The organism is Serratia sp. CY33802, assembly GCF_052169095.1.
Taxonomy (GTDB): Bacteria; Pseudomonadota; Gammaproteobacteria; order Enterobacterales; family Enterobacteriaceae; genus Serratia; species Serratia bockelmannii.
The window spans coordinates 20,352-38,519 of the sequence record NZ_JBJNLL010000001.1 but is presented as its reverse complement, the minus strand read 5'-3'; the positions used below and the strand labels follow the sequence as shown (position 1 = coordinate 38,519).

Genomic DNA, 18,168 nt, shown 5'->3' with positions numbered 1-18,168 from the left:
TAAAGTAAAAAGGCAACCCTGGGGTTGCCTTGAAAAAAAGGGCTGTTAAAACCTATCAGGCGCTTTTGGCTAACGCAACAGGTTGCAGCAGTTGATCGCCGGCATACAGCCGCGCATTGAGGCTGCCGACGTAATAACGGCCGCCGCGCACCGGCGTGGCGTTGCCTTCCGGCAGCACTATGCTGATCGGTTCCTGATGCCAGCCGATCGGCTGCACCGTCAGCTGCCAGAAATGGCCGCGCGGGCTGACTTCCAGCACCTGAACCGGCAGCGGGCAACGTTCGCTGCTTTCGGTCGCCACTTCCATTTCCCACGGGCGCAGGAACAGATCGACGCTGCCCTGGTGCATCGGCTGGAACGACAGCGGCCACTGATGCGCGCCGACGAACAGCTGGGAGCCGCGAATTTCGCCGTTCAGGCGGTTCACTTCCCCCATGAATTCCAGCACGAAGCGGCTGGCCGGCTCGCGCATAATCTCCTCCGGCGAGCCAACCTGTTCGATATTACCCTGGCTCATCACCACGATGCGGTCGGCCACTTCCATCGCTTCTTCCTGATCGTGGGTGACGAATACGCTGGTGAACTTCAGCTCTTCGTGCAGTTGGCGCAGCCAGCGACGCAGCTCTTTACGCACCTGCGCATCCAGCGCGCCAAACGGCTCGTCCAGCAGCAGAATTTGCGGTTCCACCGCCAGGGCGCGCGCCAGCGCCACGCGCTGTTTCTGGCCGCCGGACAGCTGCGACGGGTAGCGATTGGCCAAATGGCCAAGCTGCACCATGTCCAGCAACTGAGTGACTTTCTGTTTGATCGCCGCGGCGTTCGGCCGCTCGCGGCGTGGCAGCACGGTCAGGCCGAAGGCGATGTTGTCGAACACCGTCATGTGGCGGAACAGCGCATAGTGCTGAAACACGAAACCCACGCGCCTGTCGCGTGCATGCATGTGGCTGACGTCGGTGCCGTGGAAGCCCAGCTTGCCGCCGCTCTGGCTTTCCAGCCCGGCGATGATGCGCAGCAGCGTGGTCTTGCCGGAACCGGACGGCCCGAGCAGCGCCACCATCTCGCCGGAAGCAATATCGAGCGAGATATCGTTCAATACCTTGGTGCGACCGAAGTACTTGTTGATGCCGTTAATCTCAATGCTCATGATTTTCCTCCCGCTCGAGACGCGCGTTTTGACGTTCCAGACGCCACTGCAGCGCACTCTTCAAAAATAGGGTAACGATCGCCATCAGGGTCAATAGCGCGGCAGCGGTAAAGGAACCGACGGTGTTGTAATCCTGCTGCAACAGCTCGACCTGCAGCGGCAGACTGTAGGTTTCGCCGCGAATCGAACCGGACACCACCGACACCGCGCCGAACTCGCCGATGGCGCGTGCGTTGGTCAGCACCACGCCATACAGCAGCGCCCAGCGAATGTTGGGCAGCGTCACGCGGCGGAACATCTGCCAGCCGGACGCCCCCAGCAGAATGGCGGCCTCGTCTTCCTGGCTGCCCTGGCTGAGCATCATCGGCACCAGCTCGCGCACCACGAAGGGACAGGTGACGAAAATAGTCACCAACACCATGCCCGGCCAGGAGAACATGATCTGGATGTTATGCGCATCCAGCCAGCCGCCCAGCAGGCCGTTGCTGCCGTAAAACAGCAGGTAAATCAGCCCCGCCACCACCGGTGAAACGGCGAACGGGATATCGATCAGCGTCAGCAGCAGCTGGCGGCCGGGGAAGGTGAAACGCGTCACCAGCCACGCCAGCAACGTGCCGAACACCAGGTTAAACGGCACGGTAATCAGCGCGATCAAGACCGTCAGCCAAATGGCGTGCAGCATGTCCGGATCGAGCAAGTTGCTCCACATCGCGCCGAATCCTTTGGAAAAGGCCTCGGCGAAAATCGACATCATCGGCACCACCAGCAGCAGCACCGAGAACAGCGTTCCGATGGCGATCAGCGTCCACTTGCCCCAGTTAACGCGTGGGCGCTCGGCGCCGTTGAAGGCGGAAACATCAGCCATCAGTGCCCTCCTCCCAAACGTCTGCCGAAGCGGCTTTGCAATACGTTAATGCTGAACAGCAGCAGCAGCGACGCCGCCAGGATCACCGAGGCGATGGCGCTGGCCGCCGGGTAATCGAACTCCTGCAAACGCACAAAAATCATCAGCGAGGTCACTTCCGTCTTCCAGGCGATGTTGCCGGCGATGAAAATCACCGCGCCGAACTCGCCCAGGCTACGGGTAAAGGAGATGGCGGTGCCGGCCAGCAGTGCCGGCGCCACCTCGGGCAGCACCACGCGGCGAAAACTCTGCCAGCGCGTGGCGCCCAGCGTCTCGGCCGCCTCTTCGTATTCCGGCCCCAGCTCTTCCAGCACCGGCTGCACGGTGCGCACCACAAACGGCAGGCTGGTGAACGCCATCGCTACCGCGATCCCGAGCCAGGTAAAGGTAACCTTGATGTCGAAGTGCGCCAGCCACTGACCGTACCAGCCGGTGTTAGAAAACAGCCCCGCCAGCGTCAGGCCGGCCACCGCCGTCGGCAGCGCGAACGGCAGATCGATCAGGCCATCCAGCAGCGAACGGCCGGGAAAACGGTAGCGCGTCAGGATCCAGGCCATCAGCATGCCGAACACCGCATTGAACAGGCTGGCAACGCCGGCCGCCAGCAGCGTCACTTTATACGCCGCCACCACCTGCGGGTTGGCTATCACTTCCCAATATTGCGCCAGGCTCATCTGCGCCAGCTGCATCACCAACGCACTGAGCGGCAGCAGCAGGATCAAACAGGTATAAAACAGGCTGCTGCCGAGGCTGAGGCCAAATCCGGGCAGCACCCGCTTACTGGACGACAACGCCAACATTTACTTGCGCCCTGCCGCTAACAGCTGATCCAGCTCGCCGCCGGTGGCGAAATGGGTTTTCATCACCTGCGGCCAGCCGCCAAATTGATCTTCCACCCGGAACAGTTGGGTGTCCGGGAATTGCCCCTTGGCCGCCGCCATCGCTTTCTGGTCATACACGCGGTAGTAGAAGCTGGTGATCACCTGCTGCGCCGCCGGGCTGTAGAGATAGTTCAGATAGGCTTTGGCCGCCTGTTCGGTGCCGTTGCGCTCGACGTTTTTATCGACCCAGGCCACCGGGAACTCCGCCAGAATATCGACCGGCGGCACGATCACGTCGTACTTGTCTTCACCGTATTGCTTGCGGATGTTGTTCACTTCGGACTCGAAGCTGATCAGCACGTCGCCCAAACCGCGCTCGACGAAGGTGGTGGTCGCGCCGCGGCCGCCGGTATCGAACACCAGCACGTTCTTCAGGAAACGGGTCATGAAGGCGCGAGTCTTGGCCGCATCATTGCCGTCGGCCTGGCTGGCGGCGCCCCAGGCGGCCAGATAGGTGTAACGGCCGTTGCCGGAGGTTTTCGGGTTCGGGAACACCAGTTTCACGTCGTCACGCACCAGATCGTTCCAGGTGTGGATGCCCTTCGGGTTGTCCTTGCGCACCAGAAACGCCATGGTGGAATAGAACGGCGAGCTGTTGTTCGGCAGGCGCGCCTGCCAGTCCGCCGGGATCAGCTGACCGCGATCGTGCAGGATCTGCACGTCGGTGACCTGGTTGTACGTCACCACGTCGGCCCGCAGGCCCTGCAGGATCGCCAGCGCCTGCTTCGAGGAGCCGGCGTGCGATTGTTTGATGGTCAGCTTGTCGTTCGGATGCTGCTGATTCCACTGCTGTTCAAAGCCGGGATTCAGCGCGACGAACAATTCACGGGAAACGTCATAAGAGCTGTTCAGCAATTCCGCCGCCGACGCGGCGCCGCTCGCCAACAGCGCAGCCGCCAGCCAACCTTTCAGCACGAGATTTTTAACCCGGTTTTGTTTCATTCTGCACCTTATCACTGAGTCATTCCTTCAGGCTTTCGCCTTATTGACGACCAGTGTATTTATAACTCGGTGCGGAGCTGTAACGCTTTTATATACCGTTTAGTGATTTACAAGCATCAAACGCTATAAGGCAGGGAATGCGAGGCGTTTTAGGGGCGGAAAAACGGGCCGAAGCCGGGCGCGCCGGCTTCAGCAACGGCGTCAAAGTGACAGCAGGCGCGTCAGCGATGGCGCAAAGTAGTAGCTGCCGGTGACCGCACGACTGAAACGCAGCATCGCGTCGCGTTTACCGTCCAGATCGCCGAACATGCTCAGCAGCTGCTGCTCGATATTGTGCAGGCGCGCGCAATAGGCAATGAAGAACAGGCCATGCTTGCCGCTGGCGGTGCCGTAAGGCAGGCTCTGGCGCAGAATTTTCAGGCCCTTGCCATTCTCTTTCAGATCGACGCGGCTGACGTGCGAGGTATCCGGGCGCTGATCGGCCGGCAGCTCTTCGCTGTCGTGCTTGGTACGGCCGATGATCTGCTCCTGTTGCTCGGTGGTAAAACGCTGCCACTGGCGCAGATTGTGCTCGTAGCGTTGCACCAGCACGTAGCTGCCGCCTGCGTCCTCTTCGCCTTCGGCGATCGTCGCCACTGCCGGGCGCTGATCGCCCTGCGGGTTTTCAGTACCGTCGATGAAGCCGCTCAGATCGCGCTCTTCCACCCAACGGAAACCGTGGGTTTCCTCTTCAATCTTGATGGCGTTGCCGAACGCCGCCAACGCAGCCTGCGCCAGCGTGAAGTTGACGTCGTGACGCAGCGACTGGATGTGGATCAGCATATCGCGTTGGGTGGCCGGCGCCAGCCCTTTGCCGAGCGGCGTGAACGGCTTCAGCTCTTTCGCACCCTGGCCGCTGGAGAGATCGTGCCAAACGTCGTAGCCGAAAGCGATCACCGCGCCGAGGCGCGCATCGGGAAACTGCTGCTGCAGCTCGCTCAGCGTCTGACAAAACTGCTTGCAGCCCTGGCGCAAGTCGGCGAATTCGCCCTGTACGGTGGCTTCCATAAAAATGGCGAAACGGCAATGCTCCAGCAGAATACCGCTCTGAACCTGTGTCATGTTGTTATCCTCAATACCAGAATCCGGCAACAGGTAAGGTATGGCGGTTGACGCGCGGGTTCCCTGTTACAAACGCGCGCTATCATACCGCAAGCACGGGCGATTGCCTTGCAGCAGCGCAAAGAAAATAGGGGTAATGGCTTGAAAAGGCAGGCGCCGCGAACCGGCGCCCGTTGAACGCATTACTGCTGCGGCTTGGCGTGCCAGATGATTTTGCTGACCGTCCAACTTTTCAGGGTGTCGTCCGGCGGAATGATATCCTGCGCCCCGGCCCACTTGCCGCTGAAGATGTAGGTGACGTACTTGCTCTGCTCCGCCACGCACTCCACTTTACCGGCGTCTTCGCCGCTGCCCGGTTTACAGGAGCCGAACGCCTTGCTGTACATGTCGCCGAACGGCGTGCCGAGCTTGTTGCCCCACTCCGTCGCCACTTTCGGATCCAGCACGTCCACCCGCTGCAGGCGCCCCTTCGGTTCGCCGGTGATCACCAGCTTCACCTCGTCGCCGGACAGCGCCTGGTAGTAAGAGACGATCTGGCCGTTGTTGGTCGCCATGCCGCCGCGCAGACGGTAGTTGCCGTCCAGCCCGTCGTTGATGGCGCTTTCCGACATCGGCGTGCCGGCGTTGAGCTTGCCGACGCCCTTGGCGCCGACCTCCAGGCTGCTGCCGAACCAGTTGAACGGCGACAGGCTGGACCAGGAGAAATTGGACATGCTCGAACAGCCGGTCAATAACAGCGGAAGCCCTAACAGCAGGGGGCGAATATTCATCTCTAGCTCCTTAAACATCAATGGCACGGGGCGGTAACCCGCCCCTGCCGCACTCGGCGTTTTGCTGCGTGCCAGCCTCTCACAACGGCCCGCACTACGCCAACGGTTGCCAGCTTGGAGTGCGGAAAATGCGAAAAGTGCCGCACTTCTCGGCAATTAGTCGGCGTGCTCCGCCGGCGCGAAACAGGCTTTCAGACGCGCATTCAACAGCAGATAGCTCAGCGCGAGCGCATCGAGCAGCGCCAGCGTCAGTTCCAGCCCCGGCGCATCGCCGTCCTGGCGCCACAGGCTGAACAACGCGCCGCAGAGCGACGCCAGCACGGAGATAACCAGCCCCCAGCGCCAGCCGCGCCACAGCCGCGGCCATTGATGGCGACGGCCGCTCAGCAAAAACGCCAGCGCTGCCGGCAAGCCGAGCAACATGCCGTACCAAAAACGTTGGGTATCCGGATAAAACAGCGCCAGCAAGCTTTCGCCCTGTTCACGCGAAACGCCGGCCATCACGAACAGCAGCCAGGTGCGCGCCTGCAGAATCAGCACGGCCCAAAATCCCAGCGGCAGTCGCAGCGCGCCGTGCTGGTCGTAATCGTCCGGGGAAAACCGGGGTGAGAATGGCTTCAACGATCGTTCCTTGCCAACAGAATAAAGACTATGGCTACAGATGGGCGCCGGCGATGGGAATTTCAATATGTCGGCTTAAGAAGCTCTTAAGATCGGCGTGTTTTAATGCTTATCACTAAGCAAGCAACCCGATATCAGCGGGATGTGATTTTCGATAACAATAAGGAAGCGCAACATGAAAAAACTGACTCTGGCCGCTCTGATCGCGCTGTGCAGCGCACCGGTACTGGCGCAACAAGGCGGGTTCCTCGATCCGGCCGCGCCGCAGGCCCAAACGCAAACCACCGCACAAGGTGGTTTCGCCGGCCCCAGCGCAGCGCTGACCACCGTGGACAAGGTGAAATCGCTGAGCGACGACACCTGGGTGATGCTGCAGGGCAACATCGAGCAGCGCATCGGCGACGAAACCTATACTTTCCGCGATGCCACCGGCACCCTGACGGTCGATATCGATCGCAAACGCTGGAACGGCCAAACCGTTACGCCGAAAGACAAGGTACAGCTGGAAGGCAAAGTGGATAAAGACTGGAACAGCCTCGAAGTGGACGTGAAAACCGTCAAAAAGCTGCCGTAATGCACTGCGTCGGGCGGTGCAACACCGCCGCCCGACGCGCGATCAATATTCCTGATCTTCGATCAGCCGCTTGCCCAGGCTGGTGATGCCCTGGATCTCGTAGCCGAGCTTCTCGTACATCTCGACCACCGTGTCGTTGTCTTCGCGCACCATAATCTGGATCTTCGGGCAGCCGCGGGCGATCAGCTTCTTCTCCAGACGATTGATCAACGCATTGGCGATGCCGCGCCCGCGATAGTCGGGATGCACCCCGAGGTAATACGCCGAGCCGCGGTGGCCGTCATAGCCGCCCATCACCGAACCGACCACTTCGCCGCCGACTTCCGCCACCAGGAACAGCTCCGGATCGTGGTTCAGCTTGCGCTCGATGTCCATTTCCGGATCGTTCCAGGGCCGCAGCAGATCGCAGCGCTCCCACAGGGTAATGACTTCTTCAAAGTCGTCTTGTCGAAATACGCGAATTTCCATCGATGTTGGCCGCTGTTAATTAAGGTGTTTATCTGATTATCGCGTGATTATTCACTTACGCAATATCAAACTGCGATTTACCGCGCTATTTACCCGGAAATCGCCGGTAACAGGCGTAATAAATGGAAATAGTTATCGGGTCGATTAATGATTATCAATACGATATAACGTCGCAAAATAGAAACGTCGATGGAGCGTTGCGTAATGAAAAAGCAGGGTAAACAATTCCTCAATTTTAAACCGCTTGCCGTTTCCCCGACGCGACGCCAACTTTTGCTTTCCGGCCTGGCGGTCGCGCTGTTCGGCGTGAAAAACCAAAGCGCCAGGGCGGAAGGCCTGCTGCGCAATCAGCACAGCAAACCGGCGGCGAAACCGGCCGGCGGCAAAAAGCGGGTGATGATCGATCCCGGCCACGGCGGCATTGACTCCGGCGCGGTCGGCCACGAAGGTTCGCAGGAAAAACACATCGTGCTGGAAATCGCCAACCACGTGCGCCGTTTCCTGCATGAGCACGATCACGTCGAGGCGCGCCTGACGCGCGAAGAAGACGAGTTCATTCCGCTGTTCCAGCGGGTGGAGATCGCCCACCAGCACCAGGCCGATCTGTTCATTTCGATTCACGCCGACGGTTTTACCAGCCCGTCGGCCTCCGGCGCTTCGGTGTTCGCCCTCTCCAACCGCGGCGCCAGCAGCGCCATGGCGCGCTACCTGTCCAACCGTGAAAACGCCGCCGACGACGTGGCGGGCGGCAAGTACAAGGATCAGGACAACTACCTGCAGCAGGTGCTGTTCGATCTGGTGCAAACCGACACCATCAACAACAGCCTGACGCTCGGCCGCCACGTGCTCGGCCAAATTCGCCCGGTGCACCATCTGCACAGCGACAGCACCGAACAGGCGGCGTTCGCGGTGTTGAAATCCCCGTCCATTCCCTCGGTGCTGGTGGAAACCTCGTTCATCACCAACCCGAACGAAGAGCGGCTGCTGGGCACCACCGCGTTTCGCGAGAAAATCGCCCGCGCCATCGCGGACGGCATCGTCAACTTCTTCGACTACTTCGACGCCCACCAGCGCAAACCCCGCTGATGCCGCGGGCGGCGAATAAGAGTATACTCAGCGCCTTGTTCAGCCAGACGCTATAAAGACCCCGCATGAGTTTACCTAACATCGCTGAAGTAAAATCCTTCCTGCTGGCGCTGCAGGATCATATCTGCGCGCAGCTCGCCCAGGCCGACGGCGGCGCCGTGTTCACCGAAGACCAATGGACGCGTGAAGAAGGCGGCGGTGGCCGCAGCCGCGTGTTGACCAACGGCGCGGTGTTTGAACAGGCGGGGGTCAACTTCTCGCACGTCTCCGGCGCCACCCTGCCGGCCTCGGCCACCGCGCACCGTCCGGAACTGGCCGGGCGCAGCTTCCAGGCGATGGGCGTCTCGTTGGTTATCCATCCGCTCAGCCCTTACGTGCCCACCAGCCACGCCAACGTGCGTTTCTTCATCGCCGAAAAACCGGGCGAAGCGCCGGTGTGGTGGTTCGGCGGCGGCTTTGATCTGACGCCGTTCTACGGCTTCGAAGAGGATGCCGTGCACTGGCACCGCACCGCGGCCGATCTGTGCGCGCCGTTCGGCGACGAGGTCTACCCGAAATATAAACAGTGGTGCGACGATTACTTCTTCATCAAGCACCGCAACGAAGCACGCGGCATCGGCGGCCTGTTCTACGACGATCTGAACACCCCGGACTTCGACCACTGCTTCGCCTTCACCCGCGCGGTGGGCCAGGGCTTCCTCGACGCCTACCTGCCGATCGTCGAAAAACGTAAGGCCTTGACCTGGGGCGAGCGCGAGCGCCAGTTCCAGCTGTACCGCCGCGGCCGCTACGTGGAGTTCAACCTGGTGTGGGATCGCGGCACGCTGTTCGGGCTGCAAACCGGCGGGCGCACCGAGTCCATTCTGATGTCGATGCCGCCGCTGGTGCGTTGGGAGTATAACTACCAGCCGGAAGGCGACAGCCCGGAAGCGGCGCTGGAGCGCGATTTCCTGCCGGTGCGCGACTGGCTGCAGGAGGCGAAATGATGCAGGTTTGGGTCGATGCAGACGCCTGTCCGAACGTAATCAAAGAGGTACTGTTCCGCGCCGCCGATCGTACCGCCATCACCGTGACGCTGGTGGCGAACCAACCGCTGCGCACGCCGCCGTCGAAGTACATCCGTTCGCTGCAGGTGGCGGCCGGCTTCGACGTGGCCGACAACGAGATCGTGCGCCGCTGTGAAGCGGGCGATCTGGTGATCACCGCCGACATTCCGCTGGCGGCGGAGGTGATAGAGAAAGGCGCGGTGGCGCTGAACCCGCGCGGCGAACGCTATACGCCGGACACCATTCGCGAGCGCCTCAACATGCGCGATTTTATGGATACCCTGCGCGCCAGCGGCATTCAGACCGGCGGCCCGAATGCCCTGAACCAGCGCGACCGCCAGCAGTTCGCCAACGAGCTGGACAAATGGCTGCTGCAGGCGAAACGGGCGCAATGAGAGTCTCCCCAAGAATAGGCGCTTTACTTTAAAACTTACTGCGCCTCAATCTTTATACTACGCAATCCAACGTAACATATTTCACGGCAAAGGATGAGGTTATCGCATCGTTCAAATAGCAATGGTCCATTTCGCCTTCTTTCCCTACATCCCACAGTAACGCCCACGACTCACCATCAGGACACTTTATTACCCGAAAGTTTTGTCTCCTCAACCACACAAATGAGAATAGCTCTCAACAATTGACACATCAAAGCCCAACCGATAGAGTCAAATCACTGTGTAAATAACCATGTTTATATACACAGCCATTGAATGAAGTTTCTTTTACAGTTCTATTTCGGAAATAAGAGGTTTATATGAACAATGAAACATTGGTTTCTAAACACTATTTTATGTTTATCCTAAAAAACAATAATGGTAGTGACATCAGTTGCGTTTCAGAAGTTATCGCAACTAAAGAACAAGCCCTAAGCTATTTTTCATCCGCTGTAGAAGGATTAAATATTGAGATTATAGAAATATCAAATGAGGACAACTGGAAAGAAGAACATAACCATTGAAATAAATAACATTTTTTTAAATCATAAAATTATATTCTATCGATAAAAGTCAAACAGGAGAATTTATGAGCTCAATCGTTATCTGGGCACCACCAATGTTTTGGGGGCCTTGGATGAAACTAGGTGGCCACACTGGCGAAATCACATATAATGTAAACTTTGATACGGTTTCCAATGCCCCCTCGGCCTGTGTTATTCGTGTTAAATGGGCTAAGTTGGGTCCTAGAATCACTGAGATTTTAGGCCCACCAGGAAGTGCGACGATTACATGCTATGGAACAGGAACAGATATGGTTCAAGCAAAGAGTTTCTCTTTAGGGCAAATGCTCAGGGTTGACTCTGGTTTGCCAAAACAATTTTAATTTATTAATGAAACCCATCGGGGCTCTATAATCCCCGATGGGTTTTTATTATAATTAATTTTATAACTTATTTTTACATACGTATTCATTTCACTGATGGTGTGATCCGCAGGTAGTCTGCGGTGTTCGCATCGACTTGTACGCCTAGCTCCGCCAGCATCAGCACCGCCGGCTATGCATTCCATTGAAAAAGCATTGCGGGTATAACCAATAGCCATTCAGATATTTAGGTGCCTATATGGTTAGATTATTATGCAACCATCGGCACCCGCTGCTGAACAATTCAAACGCAGCATGAAGGCCCGGCACCTGGCGATGCTGTCGCTGGGCGACATGATCAGTATCGGACTGTTTTTCAACACCGGCCACATCATTTCCACCATCGGCACGCTGCCTATCCTGATGACCATGATGGCGGTGAACTTCGCCTTCTCCGGCACGGAGCTGATCGGCATCGTCGCCTGTGAAACCGAGAATCCGGAAAAAGTCGTGCGCTGGCGAGCCGCACCACGATGATCCGCCTGATGCTGTTCTACAGTCTTCGTGCAGGTATTTGAACACATCGGCGTGCCTTACGCCGCCGATATCTTCAACTTCGTGATCCTGACCAACATCCTGTCGGCGACCAACTCCGGCCAGTATTCTTCTGGGCGCATGCTGTAGCCGCTGGTCCACCAGCGCCACCTGCCAGCCTACTTTGCGCGCGCCACCGTGCGCGGCATTCCGAGCAACGCCCTAACCTTCAGCATAAGAGACGAATAATCTTCTGCTCAACCTCGTCGGACTGCGTGATCTGGTACTTCTTCACCAGTTGAGGTTCGAAGGCCCCATTACGACTCTCACATCGTCCAACTTATGGGGTGCAGTTCATGACTGCACCCTTCTCCGCTGCGGTTTAGAAGCGCACCTCCCCGCCGAAGATATAAGTCCGCCCACGGGCGGTGTTGGCGGCCGTCGCGTCATCCCCTTGGATCGGCAACATATTCAGTTTGTTCAACGCCTCGGAATAGCTCTTGTTCATCACGTTTTGCACGCTGAATTTCAGCATGACGTTGCGGTTGATCTGATAAGTGCTGTACAGGTCGATAACGGTAGGAATATTCGGCATTTCCTGCTTGAGGATTTCACCGGTCGATTCACTCTGCTCATAATCCGGCGACAGGCGACGCGTCTTGCCCGTATATTTCACGATGCTGCCGACGGTTAGCGATTCATCAAGAAAACGCACCCCGGTATCCAACGTAAAGTACATGTCCGGCAGTTCATTGATATCCCCGGCGCCGAAATAGGTGCTAGCGATGGAGGTCGGCTGCTCGGTGTGCTGTTTGCTGAAAGAGACGCGCGCGAAGGCTCGGCCGGCATCATAGTTGGCTTCAACCTCAACACCATGCATACGCACCGGCGTCAGAGAGTTGACGTAGATATACATATTGTCCGAGTAATCTTCGCTCGCATCGGCCCAATCGTTTTCCAGATTTTCGCGATAGCTGCATTTCCGTCCATTGCGGCACACCATGTAAGATTCACTGAAGATGTAATTGCGCACTTTACTGGTATAGCCCACGACCTTGAGGCGTAAAGAGTCTTCCTTCACCAGCAGATCGTGTCCGTTGGCGTTGAAGCCGGCCTGCCAGGTTTCCGCTCGTTCACCTTTGAGGAACGGGTTCATCGATGCGCCACCCGAGTTGGAATAGAACACTTCTTGAATGTTCGGCGCACGCATCGACTTGCTGTAGCTGACGAATGGCTGCAACCACGGCGTCACCTGTGCCGATAGCATTACCGAAGGATTGAACCCTTGCTCTTTCAAATTGATGCTAGCGGCCCCTTGCGGGAAGCACTCCACGCGATAATCGCATTCAGGCTTGTAACCGGTCAGCTTGTTGCTGGTGTAGTTCAGGTTGAGATCGAGCTGATAGATATCCCGGTTAAGCTGCAGGCCGGTATATAAACTGCCGATTCGCTGCTCGCCGGATGGCGCAAAGGTATTATTTTCTATTGCTTCCTGCGCCGTCTGCGAATTCTCTATAGCCGATTCTACATGCTTGCGGTATTGGTTGCGCATCAGTTTGCCGCCATAGCTGAAGGCTACATCGGTATCCAGCAGGCTGAATCGGCTGGTGTTATTGATATCCAGCGCATCGGAGCGGTTTTCCGCGTTGGTGTTAAAGAAGGTGAACAGCGAACCGCCGTCGTATTTTTGATTGCCTTTACTGGTGCTGACGGTGAGGTTTAAATCCACCAGCTCCGAAAACGGCGCATAGTGATATTTGAGGTAGAGGTCATGGCTATCGATATCGCGCCGAGAAAAGCGGTTTTGGTAGTTTCTGGCGGAAAACTCAATGCTATTGAACTCGTTCGGTTTGATATCCAGTTTGAACAGCTGTGACTTGGGATTTTGCTTCATAAATTCATCGTACCCAAAATCTTCGCTGCTGATACCGTCGCCATTGTTGAAGTTCGAGTAAATGGAGCTCCCACTGACCGCGGCCATCGCGCCAATGCTGCCGGTATCGGTAAACGCCTGCCCCTTACCGGCGACGGCGATCATGCCGCTGCGGCCAATGCCGTTGCTGCCGACCGAGAATTTGGTTCTCACCCCGAAAGGATTGCCAGAAAAGATCACATCATCGACACCGATTGTGCGGAAGTTAGCACTGCCTGCCAACGCATTTACGCCGCTGCCGCCACTGTTCTCACCGCGCGCCACGTCCACTCCGACGATAAAATTGGGATCTATCAAGACCCCCGCCTGGTTATTGGTCGAACCATGTGACATCACACCAGACGTGGAAGTACCGTAATAGTTCTGGGTAATGCCGTCGACCATGGTATTGACCCGGCCGAAACCGCTCAGGCCGCGAATATTGACGCTGACGGCCCCCTGACTGGGATCGATCTGGGTATAGGTGCCCGGCATGCTGCGCAGAATGCTGTCCACCGACTCCAGATTCTTGTTTTCGTCGCGCGAGCTGAACGCGCCCGGCCGGGCCAACGCCTCTTTTTCGCTGCTTTTGCCGCTGTCGGCGGCCGAGACGTTGAGCGGGCTGAACGCCACGCTGCCTTTATTATTTTCCGCCTGTTCCTGCGCGGCCGCAGCCTGCCCGTACAGCGCCAGTCCCGCGCCGATCAGGCTCGCTATCATTTTGATTTTCATATATCCCCAGAAATAGCCAATAAGGTTTGATGGCCGACAATGCCCAGCAAAAAGCCCGCCGAAAGCGCGGTAAAAGGTTGTTATTGTTTTATTGCGCCGCAGCGTGCTGCGGCGCTGAAGGTTATTTCTGCGCCTGCCGGTCCGCCGCCAAAATAAAGGCGTACTCCAGCGCGCCGTTTTCCAGCCGCGCCAGGCGGCCCGATTTGCCACCGTGGCCGGCGGTCATGTCGGTGGAAAGCAGCAGCAGCGAATCGCCCTGTTTGAAACGCCGCAGCTTCGCCACCCATTTGGCCGGTTCCCAATACTGCACCTGCGAATCGTATAAACCGCTGGTGACCAGCAGGTTCGGGTAACGCTGTTTGCGCACATTGTCATACGGGCTGTAGGACTTCATCAGCGCATAGGCGGCCGGCTGGTGCGGGTTGCCCCACTCCTCGTATTCGCCGGTAGTGAGCGGAATGCTGTCGTCCAGCATGGTGGTCACCACGTCGACGAACGGCACCTGCGCCACCACCGCGTTGTACAGCTGCGGCGCCTGATTGATCACCGCCCCCATCAGCAATCCGCCGGCGCTGCCGCCCATGGCGTAGATGCGCCCCGGTTGGCCGTAGCCGTCTGTGATCAGCGCCTGGGTAGCATCGATGAAGTCGTTGAAACTGTTCGGTTTGTGCGTCAGCTTGCCCTGTTTGTACCAGCTCTGCCCCAGCTCGCCGCCGCCGCGCACGTGGATCAGCGCATAGACGAAGCCGCGATCCAGCAGGCTGATGCGGTTGGCGCTGAACGCCGGATCCATGCTCATGCCGTAAGCGCCATAGCCGTAGACCAACAGCGGGTTATGGCCGTTCTTGAACAGCGACTTGCGATACACCAGCGATACCGGCACCTTCACGCCGTCGCGCGCCGCGACCCAGATGCGCTCGCTGTGATACAGGCTCGGATCGACGCCTTTCACTTCCTGCTGCTTGAGCAGAGTGCGCTCGCCCTTGTTCAGGTCCCACTCATAGGTGCGGGTCGGCGTGGTCATCGCCGAATAGCCGTAACGCAAACGATCGCTGTCCGGCTCCGGGTTATAGCCCAGCCAGGCCATGTAGCTGGCGTCGTCGAACGGGATGGCGCGTTCGGTTTTGCCGTCCCAGCTGATTTGCCGCAGCTGCACCAGCCCGTTGGCGCGCTCCTGCACCACCAGCCAGTCGCGGAACAGGCTGAAGCTCTCCACCTCGTGCTGCGCCTGCGGCGCGATCAGCGTCTGCCAGGGTTTACCCGCCGCCGCCGTGTGGTACAGGCCGAAGTTCGGGTCCTGATGGTTAGAGCGCAGGTAGAACTCGCCGCGGTAGTGATCGAGATAATACTCGCGGCCGTTCTGCCGGGCGGCGAACAGCTGCGGCTCGCGCTGCGGCTGGTTGGCGTCGATCAGGCGCACCTCAGAGGTGGTGTTGCCGCTGATGGTCAGAATCAGGTAATCGCGCGAGGACGAGCGGCCGAGGCTGAGGTAGAACGCCGGGTCGTTTTCCTGGTACACCAGCTTATCTTCCGCCGTCGGCGTGCCGTACTGATGGCGATAAACCTGGTATGGCAACAGCGTTTGCGGGTGGTTGCGCACGTAGAACAGGGTTTGGTTATCGTTGGCCCACACCATATTGCCGGAGGTGTTTTCCAGCGTTTCCGGCGACCAACGCTCACTGTCTATCTCGCGCAGGGAGATGCGGTATTGGCGACGGCCCTGCAGATCTTCGGCTACCGCCAGGCGGCGGTTGTCCAGGCTGACGTCCATCGCCCCCAGGCGGTAATAGGCGTGGCCGGCCGCGCGCTGATTGGCGTCCAGCAAGGTTTGCCACGGCGCGTCGGCGGTGAGCGCCTGGCGCTGATACAGTGCGAAATCTTTACCGGCGGCGTAGCTTTCCTGGTAGCGATAGCCGTTGAGCTGATACGGCACCGAACGATCGTCAGGGTTCATGCGGCCCAGCATCTCCTTATACAGCGTGGCGCGCAGCTTCTGGTACGGCGCCATCATCTGCTCGGTATAACGGTTCTCCGCCTTCAGGTAGTCCAGCACCTTCGGTTCTTTTCGGCTGTCGTCGCGCAGCCAGTAGTAATCGTCGGTGCGCGTCTCGCCATGCGCCGTCAGCGCTTTCGGCGCGCGTTCCGCCAACGGCGGCTGCGGTTGCGCCAGCGCGGCGCCGGCGAGGCCTAAAGAAAGCCAGAGCGCGGCCGCGATGCGACGGCGCGGGGTGAATAACAGCGGATTCATAATCCCTCACGAAGTTTGAAAAGGCGCACGACGGCGATGCGGCGCCTGCGGGCATTAACGGCGGGCATTCAGCTCCGCCAGATTGAAATCGATCGGCATCGTCACCTTGACGGCCCCCTGTTGCAGCATCTCCGGCGGCGGCGGCGGCAACGGCTGGGCGCGCGACACCACCGCCACCGCTTCCCGATCCAGCGACGCGGTGCCGGAACGCACCTGCAGCATGACGTTCGAGACCCGTCCCTGCGCGTCAACGCTGAAACTGACCTGCGGCATGCCGCTGCGCCGCCGGCTGCGGGCATCCAAAGGGTAATCCTTGATGCGGTTCAGTTTGCCTTTCACCAGGCTCTCCCACGACAGTTTGGCCTGCGCATCGCTGTTGGCGTCGCTGTTGATCGGGGCGGCGGTCTGGTGGGAGATCGTCTGCGCCTGCGGCGCGGCGGCGCTGGACGCGGCGGCATTGCGCGTCTCTTTGGCCTGTTCCTGCGGCTTCGGCTGCGCTTTTTGCGGGGGACGGTGTTCGGCGCGCTTCTTCTGCGCCGTCACGATTTTTGCTTTATCGGCGCGCGCCAGCTTGGGCAGATCCGGCTGTTGCTGCTGCTCCGCGGGCTGCGCCGCGGCGGATTCCGCCTGCTGCACGCCCAGCGGCAGCGGCTTGCTTTCCGGCGCTTCAATCTGCGCCGCCCAGCTCATCATCACCGCCGGCGGCGGCAACACCACCGGCTCCAGCGCCGTCTGCGGCCAGTAAAACAGCAGCACCAACGCCGCGTGCGCCGCCAGGGCGAGCAGCAGGCCGCGCGCCCAGCGCGGCTGCGGCAGTTCAAAGGCCGGGAGGGAGTAAGACTGACTTAACATAGGGGCATTAGCTTGCTTAATTGCGAATGATTGCAGATCACATTTACTAATGATAATCATTTGCAACTATAATTAACACCCCTTTTCACTCTCTTAACGTATTCATTTCACTGATGGTGTGATCCACAGGTAGTCTGCGGTGTTCGCATCGACCTGTACGCCCGGTTCCGCCAGCATCAGCACCGTCGGCACCGCCGCCGGTTGCAGATCCCGCATGTGCAGCGGCACGCCCACCGATTTGGCGGCGTGATAGCCACCGGCGATCAACAACGCGGGCGTCGGTGCCGCCAGCAAGCGCTCAGCCATGCGCCGATCGCGCTGCTGCTGGATCGCCAGCATCGCGTGCAGTTGGTCGGCCTCAATCTTGCCGCCGTGCGAAGTGCGGATGGTCTCTTCCAGCGCCTTGCGCACCGCCGGCTGCGCCGATAGCTGCCCCGCCGGGAACTGCGGCTGCTGATAGAACGCCGTAATCTCGCTGCGATCCAGGTTGGCCGACCACAGTGGGTAAGGCGCGCGCATCGCCGCCATCGTCACCCCGCCATACAGCTCCCACTTCCAGCCCGGCTGCCAGGCGATCAGTTCCGCTACGCGGCCGTCACGCACCGTGGGATCGCTCTGCAGCCACTGTTTGACCTTGTCGACCTGCGCCTGCTGGTTCGGGTTGATCATCTCCATCAGCACGCTGCCCTGCGGCCGCCGTTGCGGCAGCTGCTGCACCAGCCATTGCTCAATCTGATGGTGGTAAGGATTGTCATGCTTCTCCCCCAGGATCACCCGCGGCTGCTGCGCCAATCGCGTCAACAGCTGCTCCGGCGTCAGGGTCGCGCCGCTGTGCAGATCGGTGATGCTACCCAGACTCACGACGTCGCTGGCCGGCGTCTTAACCGGCGTTTGGCTGCAGGCGCCAAGCGCCAACGCCGCCAATAAAATCAGATATCTCATCATGTTGCCCCATTATCGAAAATGGCGACATTATAGATAATAATTATCATTTGCATATAGATTTGGCTTAACGATTTTTTTACGCGGCGATCGCCGGCTGCGCATTGCGTTG

Annotated in this window: 18 protein-coding genes and 1 pseudogene; 7 read left to right on the top strand and 12 right to left on the bottom strand. The window is 58.9% G+C overall.

Annotated features, from left to right (window positions below; genetic code table 11):
* Positions 1–55 precede the first annotated feature (55 nt).
* From cysA to ACJ8HA_RS00170, 7 genes are all read right to left on the bottom strand, one after another.
* Positions 56–1,144: a sulfate/thiosulfate ABC transporter ATP-binding protein CysA gene (gene cysA / locus ACJ8HA_RS00200; RefSeq protein ID WP_025303786.1), complete on the bottom strand. Its 1,089-nt coding sequence runs from the start codon at positions 1,142–1,144 to the stop codon at positions 56–58.
* Positions 1,134–2,009: a sulfate/thiosulfate ABC transporter permease CysW gene (gene cysW, locus ACJ8HA_RS00195; protein ID WP_025303787.1), complete on the bottom strand. Its 876-nt coding sequence runs from the start codon at positions 2,007–2,009 to the stop codon at positions 1,134–1,136. The genes cysA and cysW overlap by 11 nt, the downstream gene beginning before the upstream one ends.
* Positions 2,009–2,848, bottom strand: a complete 840-nt coding sequence (gene cysT / locus ACJ8HA_RS00190; protein ID WP_442515151.1) for a sulfate/thiosulfate ABC transporter permease CysT — start codon at positions 2,846–2,848, stop codon at positions 2,009–2,011. Before cysT ends, cysW begins: the two co-directional genes overlap by 1 nt.
* Complete coding sequence (locus ACJ8HA_RS00185) at positions 2,849–3,871, bottom strand: sulfate ABC transporter substrate-binding protein (protein ID WP_265536244.1); 1,023 nt, start codon at positions 3,869–3,871, stop codon at positions 2,849–2,851.
* Positions 3,872–4,072: 201 nt separating this feature from the next.
* Entirely contained in the window at positions 4,073–4,972 is a 900-nt protein-coding gene (locus ACJ8HA_RS00180; protein ID WP_151428849.1) for a Dyp-type peroxidase, read from the bottom strand.
* A 182-nt stretch (positions 4,973–5,154) separates the two neighbouring features.
* A complete protein-coding gene (locus tag ACJ8HA_RS00175) occupies positions 5,155–5,742 on the bottom strand; it encodes an RpoE-regulated lipoprotein (protein WP_004936494.1) in 588 nt (195 codons plus the stop codon).
* Between the two features lie 156 nt (positions 5,743–5,898).
* A complete protein-coding gene (locus ACJ8HA_RS00170; RefSeq protein ID WP_025303790.1) occupies positions 5,899–6,363 on the bottom strand; it encodes a DUF2919 domain-containing protein in 465 nt (154 codons plus the stop codon).
* A 175-nt stretch (positions 6,364–6,538) separates the two neighbouring features.
* On the opposite strand from ACJ8HA_RS00170, the gene ACJ8HA_RS00165 reads away from it, so the two are divergent.
* Entirely contained in the window at positions 6,539–6,937 is a 399-nt protein-coding gene (locus ACJ8HA_RS00165; protein ID WP_025303791.1) for a YgiW/YdeI family stress tolerance OB fold protein, read from the top strand.
* A gap of 42 nt (positions 6,938–6,979) precedes the next feature.
* Here ACJ8HA_RS00165 and ACJ8HA_RS00160 read toward each other — a convergent pair whose 3' ends face one another.
* Entirely contained in the window at positions 6,980–7,405 is a 426-nt protein-coding gene (locus tag ACJ8HA_RS00160) for a GNAT family acetyltransferase (RefSeq protein WP_004936504.1), read from the bottom strand.
* A gap of 204 nt (positions 7,406–7,609) precedes the next feature.
* On the opposite strand from ACJ8HA_RS00160, the gene amiA reads away from it, so the two are divergent.
* From amiA to ACJ8HA_RS00130, 6 genes and pseudogenes are all read left to right on the top strand, one after another.
* The gene (gene amiA, locus ACJ8HA_RS00155) at positions 7,610–8,491 is read left to right on the top strand and encodes an N-acetylmuramoyl-L-alanine amidase AmiA (protein WP_238969555.1); all 882 of its coding nucleotides are present in this window, start codon (positions 7,610–7,612) and stop codon (positions 8,489–8,491) included.
* 65 nt (positions 8,492–8,556) lie between these two features.
* Complete coding sequence (hemF, locus tag ACJ8HA_RS00150; protein WP_025303793.1) at positions 8,557–9,477, top strand: oxygen-dependent coproporphyrinogen oxidase; 921 nt, start codon at positions 8,557–8,559, stop codon at positions 9,475–9,477.
* Entirely contained in the window at positions 9,477–9,932 is a 456-nt protein-coding gene (locus tag ACJ8HA_RS00145) for a YaiI/YqxD family protein (RefSeq protein WP_025303794.1), read from the top strand. The genes hemF and ACJ8HA_RS00145 overlap by 1 nt, the downstream gene beginning before the upstream one ends.
* 359 nt (positions 9,933–10,291) lie before the next feature.
* Positions 10,292–10,495 (top strand): hypothetical protein, encoded by a 204-nt coding sequence (locus ACJ8HA_RS00140; RefSeq protein ID WP_072271550.1) that lies wholly within the window; start codon positions 10,292–10,294, stop codon positions 10,493–10,495.
* 65 nt (positions 10,496–10,560) lie between these two features.
* Entirely contained in the window at positions 10,561–10,857 is a 297-nt protein-coding gene (locus tag ACJ8HA_RS00135) for a colicin Z C-terminal domain-related protein (RefSeq protein ID WP_072271551.1), read from the top strand.
* 252 nt (positions 10,858–11,109) lie between these two features.
* A pseudogene (locus ACJ8HA_RS00130) lies at positions 11,110–11,520 on the top strand (hypothetical protein).
* A 232-nt stretch (positions 11,521–11,752) separates the two neighbouring features.
* On the opposite strand, the gene ACJ8HA_RS00125 reads toward ACJ8HA_RS00130, so the two are convergent.
* The 4 genes from ACJ8HA_RS00125 to ACJ8HA_RS00110 all read right to left on the bottom strand — a co-directional run bounded on the left by ACJ8HA_RS00125 (position 11,753) and on the right by ACJ8HA_RS00110 (position 18,056).
* Entirely contained in the window at positions 11,753–14,014 is a 2,262-nt protein-coding gene (locus tag ACJ8HA_RS00125) for a TonB-dependent receptor domain-containing protein (RefSeq protein WP_038629812.1), read from the bottom strand.
* A gap of 121 nt (positions 14,015–14,135) precedes the next feature.
* On the bottom strand, positions 14,136–16,262 hold the full coding sequence (locus tag ACJ8HA_RS00120) for a prolyl oligopeptidase family serine peptidase (RefSeq protein ID WP_197826382.1): 2,127 nt from the start codon (positions 16,260–16,262) through the stop codon (positions 14,136–14,138).
* 54 nt (positions 16,263–16,316) lie between these two features.
* The gene (locus tag ACJ8HA_RS00115; protein ID WP_142591516.1) at positions 16,317–17,114 is read right to left on the bottom strand and encodes an energy transducer TonB family protein; all 798 of its coding nucleotides are present in this window, start codon (positions 17,112–17,114) and stop codon (positions 16,317–16,319) included.
* Positions 17,115–17,216: 102 nt separating this feature from the next.
* On the bottom strand, positions 17,217–18,056 hold the full coding sequence (locus tag ACJ8HA_RS00110) for a ChaN family lipoprotein (RefSeq protein ID WP_049294918.1): 840 nt from the start codon (positions 18,054–18,056) through the stop codon (positions 17,217–17,219).
* Positions 18,057–18,168 lie beyond the last annotated feature (112 nt).

Bases quoted from the DNA above. Each gene is read 5' to 3' on its own strand.
- cysA (WP_025303786.1), bottom strand. From the start codon at position 1,144: ATGAGCATTGAGATTAACGGCATCAACAAGTACTTCGGTCGCACCAAG.
- cysW (WP_025303787.1), bottom strand. From the start codon at position 2,009: ATGGCTGATGTTTCCGCCTTCAACGGCGCCGAGCGCCCACGCGTTAAC.
- cysT (WP_442515151.1), bottom strand. From the start codon at position 2,848: ATGTTGGCGTTGTCGTCCAGTAAGCGGGTGCTGCCCGGATTTGGCCTC.
- ACJ8HA_RS00185 (WP_265536244.1), bottom strand. From the start codon at position 3,871: ATGAAACAAAACCGGGTTAAAAATCTCGTGCTGAAAGGTTGGCTGGCG.
- ACJ8HA_RS00180 (WP_151428849.1), bottom strand. From the start codon at position 4,972: ATGACACAGGTTCAGAGCGGTATTCTGCTGGAGCATTGCCGTTTCGCC.
- ACJ8HA_RS00175 (WP_004936494.1), bottom strand. From the start codon at position 5,742: ATGAATATTCGCCCCCTGCTGTTAGGGCTTCCGCTGTTATTGACCGGC.
- ACJ8HA_RS00165 (WP_025303791.1), top strand. From the start codon at position 6,539: ATGAAAAAACTGACTCTGGCCGCTCTGATCGCGCTGTGCAGCGCACCG.
- ACJ8HA_RS00160 (WP_004936504.1), bottom strand. From the start codon at position 7,405: ATGGAAATTCGCGTATTTCGACAAGACGACTTTGAAGAAGTCATTACC.
- amiA (WP_238969555.1), top strand. From the start codon at position 7,610: ATGAAAAAGCAGGGTAAACAATTCCTCAATTTTAAACCGCTTGCCGTT.
- hemF (WP_025303793.1), top strand. From the start codon at position 8,557: ATGAGTTTACCTAACATCGCTGAAGTAAAATCCTTCCTGCTGGCGCTG.
- ACJ8HA_RS00145 (WP_025303794.1), top strand. From the start codon at position 9,477: ATGCAGGTTTGGGTCGATGCAGACGCCTGTCCGAACGTAATCAAAGAG.
- ACJ8HA_RS00140 (WP_072271550.1), top strand. From the start codon at position 10,292: ATGAACAATGAAACATTGGTTTCTAAACACTATTTTATGTTTATCCTA.
- ACJ8HA_RS00135 (WP_072271551.1), top strand. From the start codon at position 10,561: ATGAGCTCAATCGTTATCTGGGCACCACCAATGTTTTGGGGGCCTTGG.
- ACJ8HA_RS00125 (WP_038629812.1), bottom strand. From the start codon at position 14,014: ATGAAAATCAAAATGATAGCGAGCCTGATCGGCGCGGGACTGGCGCTG.
- ACJ8HA_RS00120 (WP_197826382.1), bottom strand. From the start codon at position 16,262: ATGAATCCGCTGTTATTCACCCCGCGCCGTCGCATCGCGGCCGCGCTC.
- ACJ8HA_RS00115 (WP_142591516.1), bottom strand. From the start codon at position 17,114: ATGTTAAGTCAGTCTTACTCCCTCCCGGCCTTTGAACTGCCGCAGCCG.
- ACJ8HA_RS00110 (WP_049294918.1), bottom strand. From the start codon at position 18,056: ATGAGATATCTGATTTTATTGGCGGCGTTGGCGCTTGGCGCCTGCAGC.